A 14,431-nucleotide genomic window follows, 5' to 3' on the forward strand; every position below is an offset into this window, starting at 1 on the left:
GCTGGCGGCGTCGGTCGCGTCGGCAAGCGTCTGCGGTTCGCCCGGCTCGACGCCGTGCGGCAGTTCGTGGGCCGCGTGCGCTTCCTGCGCAGCCGAAGGCGCTTGCGGTGTGGCCGGGTGCAGCGTCTCGGTGAGCGTAGGCGGCAGCGCCTCCTCGTGCTCGAGCGGCGCGGCAGTGACGACCGGCGTGGGCACCGGCGTGATCGCGACTTCGTCCGCTGCGGGTTCTGCCGGCGCAACCGGCGCCACAAACTCCGCTTCCTCCACAGGCGCGACTTCGTTCACGCCCGGTTCTTCCCCGGCGTGCGAAATCGGCTCGTGCAATACCGGCGGCTCTTCGGCCACAGGCGCGGTGGCAACGGCGGCAGCCGCCGATGCAGACGCCGTCGGCTCGTGCGCTTCGGGCGAGACCTCAGGCGCCTGCTCAGCCGGTTTCTTGCGCTTGCGCGTGAGCAGGCGCACGAACAACGCGAGCAGCACCACGACGACCGCCGCCACGGCACCCATGGCGATCGGCGAGACTTCCGGTTGACCGCCCGCCGGGCCAGCGTTCGCCGCGCCGTTCTGCACCGGCGCGCCGCCTTGCGCAGCAGGCGCACCTGCGGACGCGCCGCCCGCCGTCTGCGCCGGCTTGCCGATGCCGTGCTGCTGCAACGCCATCAGCACGCGGTTCTTCAAGGCGAGGAGCTGTTGCAGGCTCGAGACCGTCACGGGCGCCTTCCCGCCTTGTGCCGATGCGCTGCTGGCCGGGGCCTGCTGGACCGCACCGCTCCATACGTGCGAGTCGCTGGCCGCCGACGCCGGCGCCACGGCGCTGGCGCCCACGGCAGCGGCACCAGATGCGCCTTGCGCGGCCGCTTCGGGGCCGCTCGCTGCGACTGCCGAGGCAGCCCCCGCAGTCGTCGCGGCAGCACTTGCCGAACTCGCGCCGCCCGTTGCGGCAGCAGCCGCCGACGATGCAGCCGCTACAGCCTCGGCAGCGCCGCTCGAAGCAGCGGCGGGTGTGCTGGCAGGTGCGGTCGCCGCCGTGGCGGCAGCGCGGGCGGCAGCCGAAGCAGCCGTCCCACCCGCTGCCGCCGTCATGCCCTGCGCCGCACTCGAAACGTCCGGCGTAGCGGGCACGTTAAGCATCGCACCCACGCGCATGCGGCTGGGATCCTGCTTGATGAACGCATTGGGGTTCGCATCGAACAGCGCCTGGCTCATGCGTGCGAGCGCGGCCTTGTCGTGCGACTGCGTCAGGTCGACGGCCACGTCGTGCAACGACTGGCCGGGATGAACGGTGTATTGCCCCGCGATGCTCACCGCAGCCGCGGCAGACGACGCAGCACTGGGAGCACTGGCACCTGCCGCGCCTTGCGTCGCACTCGCGCCGCCCTGCGCAGCGGCGAGGCCGCAGAACAGCAAACTCGCCGCCGCCACAGCGGCGCGGATGGCGCGCCGACCTTGGGCGCGCTTCGCGCGAGGCGCGGCGGAAACAGAATCAAATCGAACGATCATCAGTTGCCCTGGCATACCGCTCTTGCGGCTGTCGATCAAATAGGAGTGTGCTTCGGGGCGATTGCATCGATGCATGCAATAAAAAGCGTGCAATAAAAAAGCGCCGCGACTGGCGCGGCGCTTTTCACCCTGTCTACGCGTCATTAGCCGCGTAGTTTAATTCATTCACTTGTCGAGCAGAATGCGCAACATGCGGCGCAGCGGTTCAGCCGCGCCCCACAGCAGCTGGTCGCCCACCGTGAAGGCCGACAGATACTCGCCGCCCATGGCCAGCTTGCGCAGACGGCCCACCGGCACCGACAGCGTGCCCGTGACCACGGCCGGCGACAGATCGCGCATCGACGCCTCGCGCTGGTTCGGCACGACCTTGACCCAGTCGTTGGCCGAAGCGAGGATGCCGTCGATCTCGTCGAGCGGCACGTCCTTCTTCAGCTTGATCGTGAGCGCCTGCGAGTGGCAGCGCATCGCGCCGATACGCACGCACAGGCCGTCGACCGGAATCGAGCCCGGCTGGCCCATGGCCGGCTTGCCGAGAATCTTGTTGGTTTCCGCGCCGCCCTTCCACTCTTCCTTCGACATGCCGTTGCCGAGATCCTTGTCGATCCAGGGAATCAGCGAGCCCGCGAGCGGCACGCCGAAGTGTTCGGTCGGCATGGCGTCGCTGTTCATGGTGGCCAGCACCTTGCGGTCGATGTCGAGGATCGCCGACGACGGATTCGCCAGGTCGCTCGCGACCGATGCGTTGAGCGCGCCCATCTGCGAGAGCAGTTCGCGCATGTTCTGCGCGCCCGCGCCCGAAGCGGCCTGGTAGGTCATGGCCGTCATCCAGTCGACGAGGTTCTCGCGGAACAGGCCGCCCAGCGCCATCAGCATGAGGCTGACCGTGCAGTTGCCGCCGACGAAGTCCTTCTGACCCTTGACCAGCGCGTCCTTGATGACGTCGAGGTTGACCGGGTCGAGGATGATGACGGCGTCGTCCTTCATGCGCAGCGCCGAGGCCGCGTCGATCCAGTAGCCGTTCCAGCCTGCCGCGCGCAGCTTCGGATACACCTCGTTGGTGTAGTCGCCGCCCTGGCAGGTGATGATGATGTCGCACTTCTTGAGCTCGTCGACGCTGTTCGCGTCCTTGAGCTTCGTCTCGTTTTTGGCGAACGACGGAGCCGCGCCGCCTGCGTTGCTGGTGCTGAAAAACACCGGTTCGATCAGGTCGAAATCACGTTCTTCCTGCATGCGCTGCATCAGCACGCTGCCGACCATGCCGCGCCAACCTACGAGACCTACGTTCATGACTAACCCTTGAGATGGACACTTCCCCGCTTCGCTCGCCCGGCGTGGCCGCGCGGGGAAGATGAGCGGGCACGACGAGCGATCAACGAATGGTGATCGTTTTGATAATCGTCGTTTTCGTGGTGATGGCGAGCGAAATCGCACGGGCATTCATGCCGTGGATGTTCGTAACAGTCGTGATCTGGGAGATCTTCGCCATCGAAGCAATATACACGAAACAGTTAATTTGCGCGGAAAAAACCATACTTTCCGCTATTTGCAACGCCTGTTCAGGCGCGCGAAACAAAAAAGGGCGCGCCTGAAACGGCGTGCCCTTTTTGCGACCTTACAGCGCTGCGATCACCGCATCGCCCATCGCCACCGTGCCGACCTGCTTGCAGTCCGGCGTGATGATGTCGGCGGTGCGATAGCCTTGCTCCAGCACCTTCTTCACTGCGTTCTCGATGCGGTCCGCCTGTTCCGGGCGGCCCAGCGAGTAGCGCAGCATCATGGCGGCCGAAAGGATCGTGGCGAGCGGGTTGGCGATGCCCTTGCCCGCGATGTCCGGCGCCGAACCGTGCGACGGCTCGTACAGACCCTTGTTGTTCTTGTCGAGCGAGGCCGAGGGCAGCATGCCGATCGAGCCCGTGAGCATCGCGGCTTCGTCCGAGAGAATGTCGCCGAACATGTTGCCGGTCACCACCACGTCGAACGCCTTCGGCGCCTTCACGAGCTGCATGGCCGCGTTGTCGACATACATGTGCGACAGCTCGACGTCCGGATATTCCTTTGAGACATCGATCATGATGTCCTTCCAGAACTGCGACGTTTCGAGCACGTTGGCCTTATCGACAGAGGTGAGCTTCTTCTGGCGCTTTTGCGCGGCCTGGAACGCCACGTGAGCGATGCGGCGCACTTCGGGCTCCGCATAGCGCATCGTGTCGAAGCCTTCGCGCGCGCCCTTGAAGTTGCCGTCCGGCGCTTCGCGCGTGCCGCGCGGCTGGCCGAAGTAGATGTCGCCGTTCAGTTCGCGCACGATCAGGATGTCGAGGCCCGAAACGATTTCCGGCTTCAGCGACGAGGCCCCCGTGAGCTGCGGATAGCAGATCGCCGGGCGGAAGTTCGCGAACAGTTCCAGATGCTTGCGCAGGCCGAGAATGGCCTGCTCGGGACGCAGCGCGCGCTCGAGCTTGTCGTACTTCCAGTCGCCCACGGCGCCGAACAGGATCGCGTCGGCGGACCTGGCCAGCGCGAGCGTTGCCTCGGGCAGCGGATGGCCGCTAGCCTCGTAGCCCGCGCCGCCAACCGGCGCTTCTTCCAGCTCGAACGTTTCGCCCAGTGCGTTCAGCACCTTGACGGCTTCCTTGACGATCTCGGGACCGATGCCGTCGCCCGGCAGCACTGCAATCTTCATCCTGTGATTCCTCGCTGTTTGTTCAGTGTGCGTATATGCAGGTATCAGAGCACGCGGTTGTTCAGCCACGGCTGGCGCGCGAGGCGCTCGGCTTCGTACTGGCGGATCTTGTCGGCGTGACGCAGCGTGAGGCCGATGTCGTCGAAGCCGTTCAGCAGGCAGTAGCGGCGGAACGCGGCCACTTCGAACGGATATTCCTTCGAGCCGTCCGTCGTGCGCACGACCTGCTTGTCCAGATCGACCGTGAGCTGGAAGCCGTTGAACGCGTACGTCTCGTTGAACAGGTGATCCACGTCCGATTCGGAAAGCACGATCGGCAGCAGGCCATTCTTGAAGCAATTGTTATAGAAGATGTCCGCGAAGCTCGGCGCGATGATCGCGCGGAAGCCGTACTGGTCGAGCGCCCACGGCGCGTGCTCGCGCGAGCTGCCGCAGCCGAAGTTCTTGCGCGTGAGCAGCACTGAGGCGCCCTGATAGCGCGGCTGGTTCAGCACGAAGTCCGGGTTGAGCGGGCGCTTCGAGTTGTCCTGGCCCGGCTCGCCGTGGTCGAGGTAACGCCATTCGTCGAAGGCATTCGGGCCGAAGCCGGTGCGCTTGATCGACTTGAGGAACTGCTTGGGAATGATCGCGTCGGTATCGACATTCTCGCGATCGAGCGGCGCCACGACGCCGGTGTGTACGATGAATTTTTCCATGATCCGTGTAGCCTCAGCTCAGCCCAGCTTGCGAATGTCGACGAAATGGCCTTCGATTGCCGCGGCGGCTGCCATGGCCGGGCTCACGAGGTGCGTGCGACCGCCCGCGCCCTGGCGGCCTTCGAAGTTGCGGTTCGAGGTCGACGCGCAGCGCTCGCCCGGCTCCAGCCGGTCGGCGTTCATCGCGAGACACATCGAGCAGCCCGGCTCGCGCCATTCGAAACCGGCTTCGGTGAACACCTTGTCGAGGCCTTCGCGCTCGGCTTGCGCCTTCACGAGACCCGAGCCCGGCACGACCATCGCGAGGCGGATGTTCGGCGCCACGCGGCGGCCGAGCTTCTTCACGACGTAAGCGGCGGAGCGCAGGTCTTCGATGCGCGCGTTCGTGCACGAGCCGATGAAAATCTTGTCCGGCTTGATCGACTCGATCGGCGTATTCGGTTCGAGCGCCATGTACTGCAGCGCGCGCTCCATCGCGTCGCGCTTGACCGGGTCCTTCTCGCGCTCGGGATCCGGCACGCGGCTGTCGACTGCCGTGACCATTTCCGGCGACGTGCCCCACGTGACCTGCGGCACGATGTCGGCCGCGCTCAGTTCGACCACGCGGTCGAAGTGCGCACCTTCGTCGGTGCGGAAGTTCTTCCAGTACTCGACGGCCTGATCCCACTCCGCACCCTGCGGCGAGAACGGACGGCCCTTGAGGTAGTCGATCGTGGTGTCGTCCACGGCGACCATGCCGGCGCGCGCGCCGCCTTCGATCGCCATGTTGCATACGGTCATGCGGCCTTCCATCGTGAGGCTGCGGATCATCGAGCCGCCGAACTCCATGGCGTAGCCCGTGCCGCCCGCCGTGCCGATCTTGCCGATGATGGCGAGCACGATGTCCTTCGCGGTGCAGCCGCGCGGCAGTTGGCCCTCGACCTTCACGAGCATGTTCTTGCTCTTCTTTTGCAGGAGCGTTTGCGTGGCCAGCACGTGCTCGACTTCCGACGTGCCGATGCCGTGCGCGAGCGCACCGAACGCGCCGTGCGTGGACGTGTGCGAGTCGCCGCAGACGATGGTCATGCCAGGCAGCGTTGCGCCCTGTTCCGGACCGACGATGTGCACGATGCCCTGGCGCTGGTCGGCCATCTTGAACTGCGTGATGCCGAAGGCGTCGCAGTTCGAATCGAGCGTGTCCACCTGCAGCTTCGAGACCGGGTCGGCAATGCCGTGGCTGCGGTCGGTGGTCGGCACGTTGTGGTCGGAAACGGCCAGGTTCGCGCTGATGCGCCACACCGGGCGCTCATGCATCTTCAGGCCTTCGAATGCCTGCGGACTGGTGACTTCGTGCAACAGATGACGGTCGATGTAGAGAATCGTCGTGCCATCGTCTTCCGTGTGGACCACATGCGTGTCCCACAATTTGTCGTAGAGCGTCTTTGCCATGATGTGCGGGGAAATGTTTGTCTGCGGGGCAATACGGTGTGAATCGATTATGCCACGCGAAATCCGCTCGCCACAGGGCCTTTCCCGAAAAAAGCGATAAAAAACAGGGAGTTATGGTGGTAGTCGCGATACCTGTATCAGCGTTACCCGTCGCGCGCGTCGTCGTCGCGGATCTGCGCCACGCCGTAGCGGGCGCCGCTGTGCCGCGCGTTGAAAGGGTTCGGGGATGCAAAAAGGGAATGCGCCGGCCCGACCACGACCGGCGCAAGTTGGTGACCGCTGTGAGAACGGTGCAACATGGGCTTCGGCTCCGCGACACAGGGGGGGCCGCATCGCCGAGGTCCATGGCTGTCTAACGGCAAATTGGCGCCAGGGTTTAATCGGGGCGAATGCGGCGCTCCAGAACGGTGCGTCGAATCCCCCCAATTCAGTTAGCTTTCCTGATTATCCAGGCTTGTTTCGCGCGTTTGACGGTCATCGCTTGAAGCGGGCGCCGCGAGCCGCCGGGCGGACGCCGCCCGGTCATGGATAAGCCAGGCACGAGGTTTGCGAGACGAGCCCGGCCGCGCGGAGTTCCATCGTGAGTGCGTCGCACTCAACGAACGACGCCGCGGCCGACCAGGCAAACCCGGAGGCTTCATGCCACTCGCAATCCGCACTGCGCAACAACGAAAAAGCAGAATAAAACCCGCCGCGCCGCGCCGCTCGCGGGCCACGCAGCGTGCGTCGCTCGCCGCCGCGGCATGCGCCCTCGCCGCGCTCGCCCCGCGCGCCGAAGCGCAGACCCCCTCGCCGCTCGGCGAATGGCAATATTCCGCAGGCATCCCGCTCGAAAAGATGTTTCAGCCGAACCGTCCCGACTTCGAGGCACGGCTCGGCGTGGGCGCGACCTTCGAACCGCGCTACGACGGCTCGGACCGCTATCACACGCTGGTCGGGCCAAGCATTGACCTGCGCTACAAGGACATCCTGTTCGGCTCGACGGGCGAAGGCTTCGGCGTCAACGTTCTGCAGGGCCCGAACTGGCGCGTGAGCGTCGCGGGGGCCTATGACCTCGGGCGGCGCGGTCAGGACGACCCGACGCGGCTGCACGGCATGGGCAACATCAACCCGGCGCCGGAATTGAAGGTCGCCGGTGAATATGTGATTTCGAAGGACTTTCCGCTCGTGTTCCGCACCGCCTTCACGCGCAGTTTCGGCGGTTCGAACGGCTGGACCGCGGATCTCGGCGCCTATATGCCGCTGCCGGGCAGCAACCAGAACTTCTACTGGTTCGCCGGCCCCTCGGTCACGTTCGCCGACTCGAACTACATGCAGAGCTGGTTTGGCGTGACGCCGCAGCAAGCGGCCGCATCGGGCTACCGTCAGTACGACGCGAGCGCGGGCCTCAAGTCAGCCGGCTTCGGCATCACGATGGTGTATTTCGTCAACAAACATTGGTTCGTGAGCGCGGACGGCGCCATCAAGCGCCTGCTCGGCAGCGCCTCGCACAGCCCGATCATCCAGTCGAAGACGGGCGGCGTTTGCGACGTCTCGATCAATTACCAGTTCTAGCGCGGCGGGCCGCCTCACCGGCGTCAGGCCGGCGCGCATCGCGCGAGCAGGCGCTTGCCCGGCCATCGCTCATTCACCGCTCATTCTTCGCCACTATCCTTGACCGTATGGGCGCCAGGCCCAGTCGGCCGCTTGTGTCCGCAAAAACCGCGCACGGGGGCCGCGTTTCCCTCTACGTTCAAAGGATCGACCATGCTCGCGCCGATCGCCACGGCCTCCTTCCTCGGTCAGCCCGCGTGGCTCTGGATCGCCTTCCTCGCGGTGGTGATCGTGCTGCTCGTACTCGACCTCGGCGTGCTGCACCGTGACGACCACGAAATCGGCATCCGCGAAAGTCTCTGGCTCTCGCTCGGTTATGTCGCCGTGGGCATGCTGTTCGGCGGCTTCGTCTGGTGGCAGCTCGGCGCGCAGCCCGCTACCGAGTACATCACCGGTTATCTGATCGAAAAGTCGTTGTCGCTCGATAACGTGTTCGTGATCGCGTCGATCTTCGGCGCGCTCGCCGTGCCGCGTCAGCTTCAGCATCGCGTGCTGTTCTGGGGCATCGTCGGTGTGCTGGTGCTGCGCGCCGTGATGGTCGGGCTCGGCGCCGCGCTCGTCACGCACTTCGAGTGGATGCTGTACGTGTTCGGCGTATTTCTCGCCGTGACCGGGGTGAAGATGCTGCTGGGCCCGAAGCAAGAGCCCGGCGTGGACGACAGCGCCCTCCTGCGCTGGCTGCGCCGCAAGCTACCGGTCACGCCGCAGCTCGAGGGCCGCGCGTTCCTCGTGTGGCAAGCGCATCCGCGCACCGGCAAGCCTGTGCTGCTCGCCACGCCGCTCCTGCTCGCCCTCCTGTTGATCGAGTTCGCCGACCTGATCTTCGCCGTCGATTCGATCCCGGCGATTTTCTCGATCACGACCGATCCGTTCATCGTCTATACGAGCAACATCTTCGCCGTGCTCGGCCTGCGCGCGCTCTACTTCGCGCTCGCGGCCATGGCGCATCGCTTTCATTACCTCAAGCATGCGCTCGCGCTCGTGCTGGTGTTCATCGGCGCGAAGATCTTTCTGGTGGGCATCATCGGCAAGATTCCCGCCCTGTTCAGCCTTGGCGTGACCGCCGCGCTGCTCGCGGGCGGCGTGGTGGTGTCGCTCGTCAGGACGCAGAAGCCGAGGGACACGCTCGGCACGTCCTGAAGCCGAACCCGACTCGAACGGAGCGCCTCCGCGCTCCTCATTCTTCGCTCATTTTGCTCTGCCAGGATGGGTTCCATCGAGGCCGCGTTGCCCTCCACGCAAGACGGCCGGGGCCTCGATGACCTGTCACTCATCACGGAGCGCATCATGAAATGCCCCAACTGCCCTGACGTCACCCTCTCACTCGCCGAGCGACAGGGCGTCGAACTCGACTACTGCCCGCGGTGTCGCGGCGTCTGGCTCGGTCGCGGCGAACTCGACAAGCTGATCGAACGCAGCGCCAACCGGCACTATCGCAACGAAGGCGATGCACAGGCATTCCGCCAGCACGGTTCGAAGCACGACGCGCAACACGGCGACTACGCCCCGCGCCGCGCCCACGAAAGCTATCGCGGCAATGGCCATCGTCGCAAGTCGTGGCTGCAGGATATCTTCGACTGAGCCGCGGCCAAGCCTACCGTTTCATCGACATCACGTTTCAAGAGGATTCCTGACCATGCGTACCTACACCTGCAACAGCCCGCAAGCCGCGGGCCGGATCGTCGCCGTCGCGCTGCTCGCAGACGGCCACCTGAGCAGCGAGGAGCTTGCAGCCGTCCATCGCGCGCGCCTTGCCGACCGGCTCGGCCTCGCGCCCGGCGAATTCGGCGACATTCTCAAGGGCCTCTGCGAAGACTTGCAGACCACGTCGCACCTGAACTGGAGCGATGCGTGCAAGCTCGACTCCGACGTGATGCAGCAGGTGATGCGCGAGCTCGACGATCCCGCGCTGCGTGCCGAAGTGCTGAATCTGTGCCATGTAGCCGTGTATTCGGACCGCCACGTGGCCGAAAGCGAAGTCGCGCTGCTCGCCTCGCTTAGCCGTGCATGGCAGAAGGAACCCTGGCAGCGCCTGCTGGCGTAAGTTCGCGCGCGATGCGTGACCTTCCCCCGCGCATCGCGCCACGCGGCGAGCCCCGCGCTCGCCGCGGTTTTTACAGCGCGCAGCTTGTTGCGCGCTTTTTTATTTTCGATTGCACCGGGCGCTCACAAGCACACGGCCCAGCCGAGCCCGCGCACATTGCGGATCACCGCGTGGCCGAACTTGCGGCGCACGCTGTAGATCACGGCGTCCACCGCGTTGCTTTCCACTTCCTCGCCCCACCCATAGAGCCGCTCCTCGATTTGCTGACGCGACAGGATCGCGCCCGGCCGCTCGAGCAGCGCGAGCATGAGTGCATATTCGCGCGCGGAGAGATCGTCGGACTGGCCATCGAACATCAGGCGCCGCGCGTTCATGTCGAGCGTGACCCGGCCGCTGCCCATGGTCGGCGAGGCAAAGCCCGACTTGCGCCGCACCACGGCGCGGATGCGCGCGAGCAGCTCCTTGCTCTCGAATGGCTTCACGAGATAGTCGTCGGCGCCAAGATCGAGGCCTTCCACGCGCGTGTCCACGTCGTCGCGCGCGGTGATGATGAGCACGGGCGTGGCGTCCTGCGACTCGCGCAGCGCACGCAGCACGTCGAGCCCGCTCATGTCGCCGAGCCCCAGGTCGAGCAGCACCGCCGTATACGAGCCGTCGCGAATGGCGTCGCGGCCGCTCTCGCCCGTGCGCACCCAGTCGACGCTGTACGACGCGTCCTTCAACGCGCGCAGCAGCGCAGGGCCGATCAGCAGATCGTCTTCGATCAGCAGAATGCGCATCGTGTCCTTCCTTTGTTTCGCATGCTTTCCCGGATTTTGCCTGAGCTGTGTTCGCTGGATCGACGCGACGCTCACGCGCGCGGCAACTCGCGCGGTAGTTCGATACGCGCGACGATGCCGCTTTGCCCGTCGCGCCGGTTCGCGAGCGTCACGCACCCGCGATAGCTGCGCGCCACCGCCTGCGCGATGGCGAGGCCGAGGCCGCTGCCGTGCGAGTCATGCTCGCCGCGCGGGCCGCCCCGATGACCGCCCGCTCGGAAAAACCGGTCGAACACGCGCGGCAAATCGGCCTCTGCAATGCCGGGGCCGTTATCGGTGACGTCGATGACGACGCCCTGGTCCTCGCGGCACACCGCCACGTCCACGTTCGCGCCTGCGTGGCTATAGCGGATCGCGTTGTCCACGAGATTGCGCACGAGCACGCGCATGTCGGTCTCGGTGGCGCGCACGGTCACGTCGTCGAGGCGCGTCACGCCCAGATCGACGCCGCGCGCGTCGGCGAGCGGCAGCAGGTCGGCCAGCACGTCCGTGACGACCTGCGCGAGCGGCACCTCCGCCAGCATGCGTTGCGTGCTGCCGATTTCGGCGCGCGCCAGACCGAGCAGTTGCGAAACGAGCGCCCCGGTGCGCACGATGCCGCGGCGCAGTTCGTCGAAGCGCTCGGAGTACTGGTCGGGCGGCGCGTTGTGCAGGTTGTCGATCTGCAACTGCATGGCGGAGATCGGCGAACGCAGTTCGTGCGCGGCGTCGGCGATGAACATGCGCTCGGCATTCACGAGCACGGAAAGGCGCTCGATCATGCGGTTGATCGACTCGACGAAGGGCCGCAGCTCGACGGGCGCCTGCCCCACTTCGAGCGGCTTGAGGTCGTGCAGATCGACCTTCGCCGCACGCCGCCCGACGCGCTCCAGCGGCCGCAGCGAAACGCGCACCGTCACCGCGATCGTGAGCGCGAGCAGCGGCAGCAGCGCGAGCACGGGCAGCAGGCTCCAGAACGCCACGCGCAAGGCGTTGCGATTGCGCATGCTGCGCGATTCGGCCACCTGAATGTATTCGTCGCCGGCGGCGAGCGCGAACACGTCCCAGGACTCGCCGTCGTAATCGACCGACGAGAAGCCGCTTTGCGCGCGCGGCAACGCGATACGCGCGTTGCTCGTGCGGCTCGGGACTTCGCCGTCGTCGGCGGACCAGATCTGCACGACGAAATTGTCGGCGGCGTCACCGTCGCCGCGCGGCTCGATCACGCGGTGCGGCACGCCGGTCTGCACGTGCGCGGCGGCGTCGCGCAGCGTCGTGTTGAACTCGGCGGCGAGACTGCGCACGACGAGGAAGGTGCCGAGCGCACCCAGCACGCCGACGAGGATCGCGAGCGTGCCGATCGCAATGCTCAGGCGGCGATGCAGGGAATGCGCGGCGAAAAACATGGAGCGTCTCGGGTGGGAAGGCGCGCTCCATCATAAAGGATTCGCCGTGCGCAAATCAGGCTGTGCGATGTGTTTCAGCGATGCGAGCCGCCGTGCATGCCACCCGTCCCGCTCCAGACGCCGCCGCGACCACCGCGAAATCCGCCATGAAATCCGCCGTGCATGCCTGGCCCCGGATGCATATGCGGCCCGCCCGGAAAGACGTGATCCATGCGATGAAAGTGATGGAAGTGATCGACGAACACGAACGAGCCGCCCACGAACACCGGCGGCCACCAGCCGTACCATGGGCCAGCGTACCAGGTCGTCGTGTCGTTCCATGCCATGGGGTAGACCTGGGTGCCGTCGTTACCCTGCACGATCTGCCAGGTGCCGTCGGGCTGCAGGCAGGCGAGACCGCTGATCACCTGCGGCGCGCCGTCGATCTCGGCAGTGCCGGTGACGGTGCGGCAGTCGGGCGGTGGCGGGTAGTACGACGCGTCCGCGGGCTGCTGCGACGCGACCGGTGTCGTGCACGCGCTCAGCAGACCGGCCAGCGCCGTGAAAGCGAGAAGTTTGCGCATGATGTCGCCCCTCTCGACGGACCGGCCTCGCGGCGCACGGGCTGTGCGCCTTGGCCGTGAAGACTCCATCGGTACGCCTGGCACACGGCGCGTGAGCGGGCTCGCGCCGGCCGCGTGTCATCTGCAAAACGAGGGGCGCAGAGGCGCTATTCCTTTACGCCCGGCGCGGGCGGCCGGGCCCTGATTACGACTTGTATCCGCGACGTGTATCCGCCAGCTGGCCGTGCCGCATTTCACGCCTGCCACCGCGTGACGAACGCGCGGATATCGTCGTTCACACGCGCGGCGTGGTTGAAGTACATGCCATGCGTACCGCCCTCATATACGTTCAGCGTCGCGTACTCGAGCGCGGCCGCCGTGGGGCGTCCGGTGATCTCGAGCGGCGCCGAGGCATCGCAGTCGCCGTGCAGCACGAGCGCCGGCACGTCGATCGCGGCCAGTTCGCGGCGGAAGTCGGTGACCATCTGCACGCGCGACAGTTGCGCCGCGCCATAGAGCGACGTGTCCAGCATCATGTCGGCCGTCCACTGAATGACCGCGTGCGACGTACCGGGGCTGAAGTATCCTTCGGCGCGCCGCGAGATCCAGTCGGGAAACGACGTGAGCATCTCGTCGATGGACGCTTCGAAAAGGCTCGCATCGAGCCCGCCGGGATTGTCAGCAGTCTTGAGCAAGCACGGCGTCGACGCCGGTGAAACCAGCACAATGCCTGCCACGCGGCGCGAGCCGTAGCGGCTTAAATAGCGCACGATCTCGCCGCTCGCGAACGAATGGCCAACCAGCGTGACGCGCTCCAGACCTCGGGCGGCAAGGACGGCTTCGAGATCGTCGGCGAGCGTGTCGTAGTCGTAGCCGCGGCCCGGGTCGCTGGAGCGGCCATGCCCGCGCCGGTCGTAGGCCACGCAGCGAAAACCCGCGGCCGCGAGCGGCGCGCACTGATAGTTCCACATGTCGGCGTTGAGCGTCCAGCCCGAGAGGAACACGAGCGGTGCGCCATCGCCCCAGTCGCGATAGTGCAGCGCGGTATCGTCGTCGATGCGGATGTAGCCGGGTTGGCGGGCGTTGAAGGTTGCCATGGTCGTCGCTCCTTGCGGGTGGGGTGTGCCGATGAGCGACATCGTCGTCGATGCCGTGCGCGCTGACGATTACGTCGGAGGTAATGGCCGTGCATGAACGCGCTGCGCGCAATCGCACCACGCTGGTGCTAGATTCGTCACACATACAGCCAGGAGACAAACATGAGCAACACCTCGCCGCGTCCTGCCTTCGGGTCTGCCATCTACTATCGCGATCCGTTCGCCGCGCTCGACTGGCTCGAAAAGGCGTTCGGCTTTACGCGCCAGTTCGTCGTCACGTCGCCGGACGGGAAGCTCGGTCACTCGGAAATGCGCTTTGGGGACGGCTACGTGATGATTTGTAGCGGCTGGCCCGGCATGCCCTACGCGAGCCCGGCCGACGCGGACGGCAAGAACACGCAGTCCGTACACGTGCAGTTGAAAAGCGGCCTCGACGCGCACTGCGAACGCGCCCGCGCCGCCGGGGCAAAGATCATCCGCGAGCCGGCGGATCAGTTCTACGGCGACCGCGTCTATGTGGCATGCGACCCCGAAGGCCACGTGTGGAGCTTCGGCGAGACGGTGCGCGAGGTCACGCGCGAAGAAGCGGAAGCAGCGAGCGGGCTGAAGATCGACGGCTGGATCTGAACCACACGCGCGTCGCCGTATA

General features: G+C 66.0%; 14 protein-coding genes and 1 pseudogene. 6 read left to right on the forward strand and 9 right to left on the reverse strand.

Going from position 1 to position 14,431, the window contains the following annotated elements; genetic code table 11:
* Both AB4Y44_RS23365 and asd read right to left on the reverse strand, forming a co-directional pair.
* A pseudogene (locus tag AB4Y44_RS23365) lies at window positions 1-1,500 on the reverse strand (fimbrial protein FimV); the annotation flags it as partial.
* A gap of 165 nt (window positions 1,501-1,665) precedes the next feature.
* Window positions 1,666-2,787 (reverse strand): aspartate-semialdehyde dehydrogenase, encoded by a 1,122-nt coding sequence (gene asd, locus AB4Y44_RS23370; RefSeq protein ID WP_028202917.1) that lies wholly within the window; start codon window positions 2,785-2,787, stop codon window positions 1,666-1,668.
* A gap of 89 nt (window positions 2,788-2,876) precedes the next feature.
* On the opposite strand from asd, the gene AB4Y44_RS23375 reads away from it, so the two are divergent.
* Entirely contained in the window at window positions 2,877-3,089 is a 213-nt protein-coding gene (locus AB4Y44_RS23375; RefSeq protein WP_342918540.1) for a hypothetical protein, read from the forward strand.
* A 23-nt stretch (window positions 3,090-3,112) separates the two neighbouring features.
* Here AB4Y44_RS23375 and leuB read toward each other — a convergent pair whose 3' ends face one another.
* The 3 genes from leuB to leuC are packed head-to-tail and all read right to left on the reverse strand — an operon-like array spanning window position 3,113 to window position 6,303.
* Complete coding sequence (gene leuB / locus AB4Y44_RS23380; protein WP_342918539.1) at window positions 3,113-4,180, reverse strand: 3-isopropylmalate dehydrogenase; 1,068 nt, start codon at window positions 4,178-4,180, stop codon at window positions 3,113-3,115.
* Window positions 4,181-4,224: 44 nt separating this feature from the next.
* Entirely contained in the window at window positions 4,225-4,875 is a 651-nt protein-coding gene (gene leuD, locus AB4Y44_RS23385) for a 3-isopropylmalate dehydratase small subunit (RefSeq protein WP_158760568.1), read from the reverse strand.
* A gap of 18 nt (window positions 4,876-4,893) precedes the next feature.
* Complete coding sequence (gene leuC / locus AB4Y44_RS23390) at window positions 4,894-6,303, reverse strand: 3-isopropylmalate dehydratase large subunit (RefSeq protein ID WP_342918537.1); 1,410 nt, start codon at window positions 6,301-6,303, stop codon at window positions 4,894-4,896.
* 639 nt (window positions 6,304-6,942) lie between these two features.
* Here leuC and AB4Y44_RS23395 point away from each other — a divergent pair.
* From AB4Y44_RS23395 to AB4Y44_RS23410, 4 genes are all read left to right on the forward strand, one after another.
* Window positions 6,943-7,857: a MipA/OmpV family protein gene (locus AB4Y44_RS23395; protein WP_368701011.1), complete on the forward strand. Its 915-nt coding sequence runs from the start codon at window positions 6,943-6,945 to the stop codon at window positions 7,855-7,857.
* Between the two features lie 192 nt (window positions 7,858-8,049).
* Window positions 8,050-9,036, forward strand: coding sequence for a TerC family protein (locus AB4Y44_RS23400; RefSeq protein ID WP_342918535.1), 987 nt, complete (start codon window positions 8,050-8,052; stop codon window positions 9,034-9,036).
* A gap of 147 nt (window positions 9,037-9,183) precedes the next feature.
* Window positions 9,184-9,477 (forward strand): zf-TFIIB domain-containing protein, encoded by a 294-nt coding sequence (locus AB4Y44_RS23405; protein ID WP_368701012.1) that lies wholly within the window; start codon window positions 9,184-9,186, stop codon window positions 9,475-9,477.
* A 55-nt stretch (window positions 9,478-9,532) separates the two neighbouring features.
* Window positions 9,533-9,940, forward strand: a complete 408-nt coding sequence (locus AB4Y44_RS23410; RefSeq protein WP_035512506.1) for a TerB family tellurite resistance protein — start codon at window positions 9,533-9,535, stop codon at window positions 9,938-9,940.
* 122 nt (window positions 9,941-10,062) lie between these two features.
* Here AB4Y44_RS23410 and AB4Y44_RS23415 read toward each other — a convergent pair whose 3' ends face one another.
* The 4 genes from AB4Y44_RS23415 to AB4Y44_RS23430 all read right to left on the reverse strand — a co-directional run bounded on the left by AB4Y44_RS23415 (window position 10,063) and on the right by AB4Y44_RS23430 (window position 13,782).
* Complete coding sequence (locus tag AB4Y44_RS23415) at window positions 10,063-10,719, reverse strand: response regulator transcription factor (protein WP_342918533.1); 657 nt, start codon at window positions 10,717-10,719, stop codon at window positions 10,063-10,065.
* Window positions 10,720-10,790: 71 nt separating this feature from the next.
* Window positions 10,791-12,143, reverse strand: coding sequence for a sensor histidine kinase (locus AB4Y44_RS23420; RefSeq protein WP_368701013.1), 1,353 nt, complete (start codon window positions 12,141-12,143; stop codon window positions 10,791-10,793).
* A gap of 74 nt (window positions 12,144-12,217) precedes the next feature.
* Window positions 12,218-12,706 (reverse strand): hypothetical protein, encoded by a 489-nt coding sequence (locus tag AB4Y44_RS23425; protein WP_342918531.1) that lies wholly within the window; start codon window positions 12,704-12,706, stop codon window positions 12,218-12,220.
* Window positions 12,707-12,939: 233 nt separating this feature from the next.
* Window positions 12,940-13,782 (reverse strand): alpha/beta fold hydrolase, encoded by an 843-nt coding sequence (locus AB4Y44_RS23430; RefSeq protein ID WP_368701014.1) that lies wholly within the window; start codon window positions 13,780-13,782, stop codon window positions 12,940-12,942.
* A gap of 162 nt (window positions 13,783-13,944) precedes the next feature.
* Here AB4Y44_RS23430 and AB4Y44_RS23435 point away from each other — a divergent pair, with 162 nt between their 5' ends.
* On the forward strand, window positions 13,945-14,409 hold the full coding sequence (locus tag AB4Y44_RS23435; RefSeq protein ID WP_342918529.1) for a VOC family protein: 465 nt from the start codon (window positions 13,945-13,947) through the stop codon (window positions 14,407-14,409).
* Window positions 14,410-14,431 lie beyond the last annotated feature (22 nt).

Source organism: Paraburkholderia sp. BR10937, assembly GCF_040965695.1.
Classification (GTDB): Bacteria; Pseudomonadota; Gammaproteobacteria; order Burkholderiales; family Burkholderiaceae; genus Paraburkholderia.

Bases quoted from the DNA above. Each gene is read 5' to 3' on its own strand.
- leuD (WP_158760568.1), bottom strand. From the start codon at position 4,875: ATGGAAAAATTCATCGTACACACCGGCGTCGTGGCGCCGCTCGATCGC.
- AB4Y44_RS23400 (WP_342918535.1), top strand. From the start codon at position 8,050: ATGCTCGCGCCGATCGCCACGGCCTCCTTCCTCGGTCAGCCCGCGTGG.
- AB4Y44_RS23420 (WP_368701013.1), bottom strand. From the start codon at position 12,143: ATGTTTTTCGCCGCGCATTCCCTGCATCGCCGCCTGAGCATTGCGATC.
- AB4Y44_RS23430 (WP_368701014.1), bottom strand. From the start codon at position 13,782: ATGGCAACCTTCAACGCCCGCCAACCCGGCTACATCCGCATCGACGAC.
- leuC (WP_342918537.1), bottom strand. From the start codon at position 6,303: ATGGCAAAGACGCTCTACGACAAATTGTGGGACACGCATGTGGTCCAC.
- AB4Y44_RS23435 (WP_342918529.1), top strand. From the start codon at position 13,945: ATGAGCAACACCTCGCCGCGTCCTGCCTTCGGGTCTGCCATCTACTAT.
- AB4Y44_RS23395 (WP_368701011.1), top strand. From the start codon at position 6,943: ATGCCACTCGCAATCCGCACTGCGCAACAACGAAAAAGCAGAATAAAA.
- leuB (WP_342918539.1), bottom strand. From the start codon at position 4,180: ATGAAGATTGCAGTGCTGCCGGGCGACGGCATCGGTCCCGAGATCGTC.
- AB4Y44_RS23410 (WP_035512506.1), top strand. From the start codon at position 9,533: ATGCGTACCTACACCTGCAACAGCCCGCAAGCCGCGGGCCGGATCGTC.
- asd (WP_028202917.1), bottom strand. From the start codon at position 2,787: ATGAACGTAGGTCTCGTAGGTTGGCGCGGCATGGTCGGCAGCGTGCTG.
- AB4Y44_RS23415 (WP_342918533.1), bottom strand. From the start codon at position 10,719: ATGCGCATTCTGCTGATCGAAGACGATCTGCTGATCGGCCCTGCGCTG.
- AB4Y44_RS23405 (WP_368701012.1), top strand. From the start codon at position 9,184: ATGAAATGCCCCAACTGCCCTGACGTCACCCTCTCACTCGCCGAGCGA.
- AB4Y44_RS23375 (WP_342918540.1), top strand. From the start codon at position 2,877: ATGGTGATCGTTTTGATAATCGTCGTTTTCGTGGTGATGGCGAGCGAA.
- AB4Y44_RS23425 (WP_342918531.1), bottom strand. From the start codon at position 12,706: ATGCGCAAACTTCTCGCTTTCACGGCGCTGGCCGGTCTGCTGAGCGCG.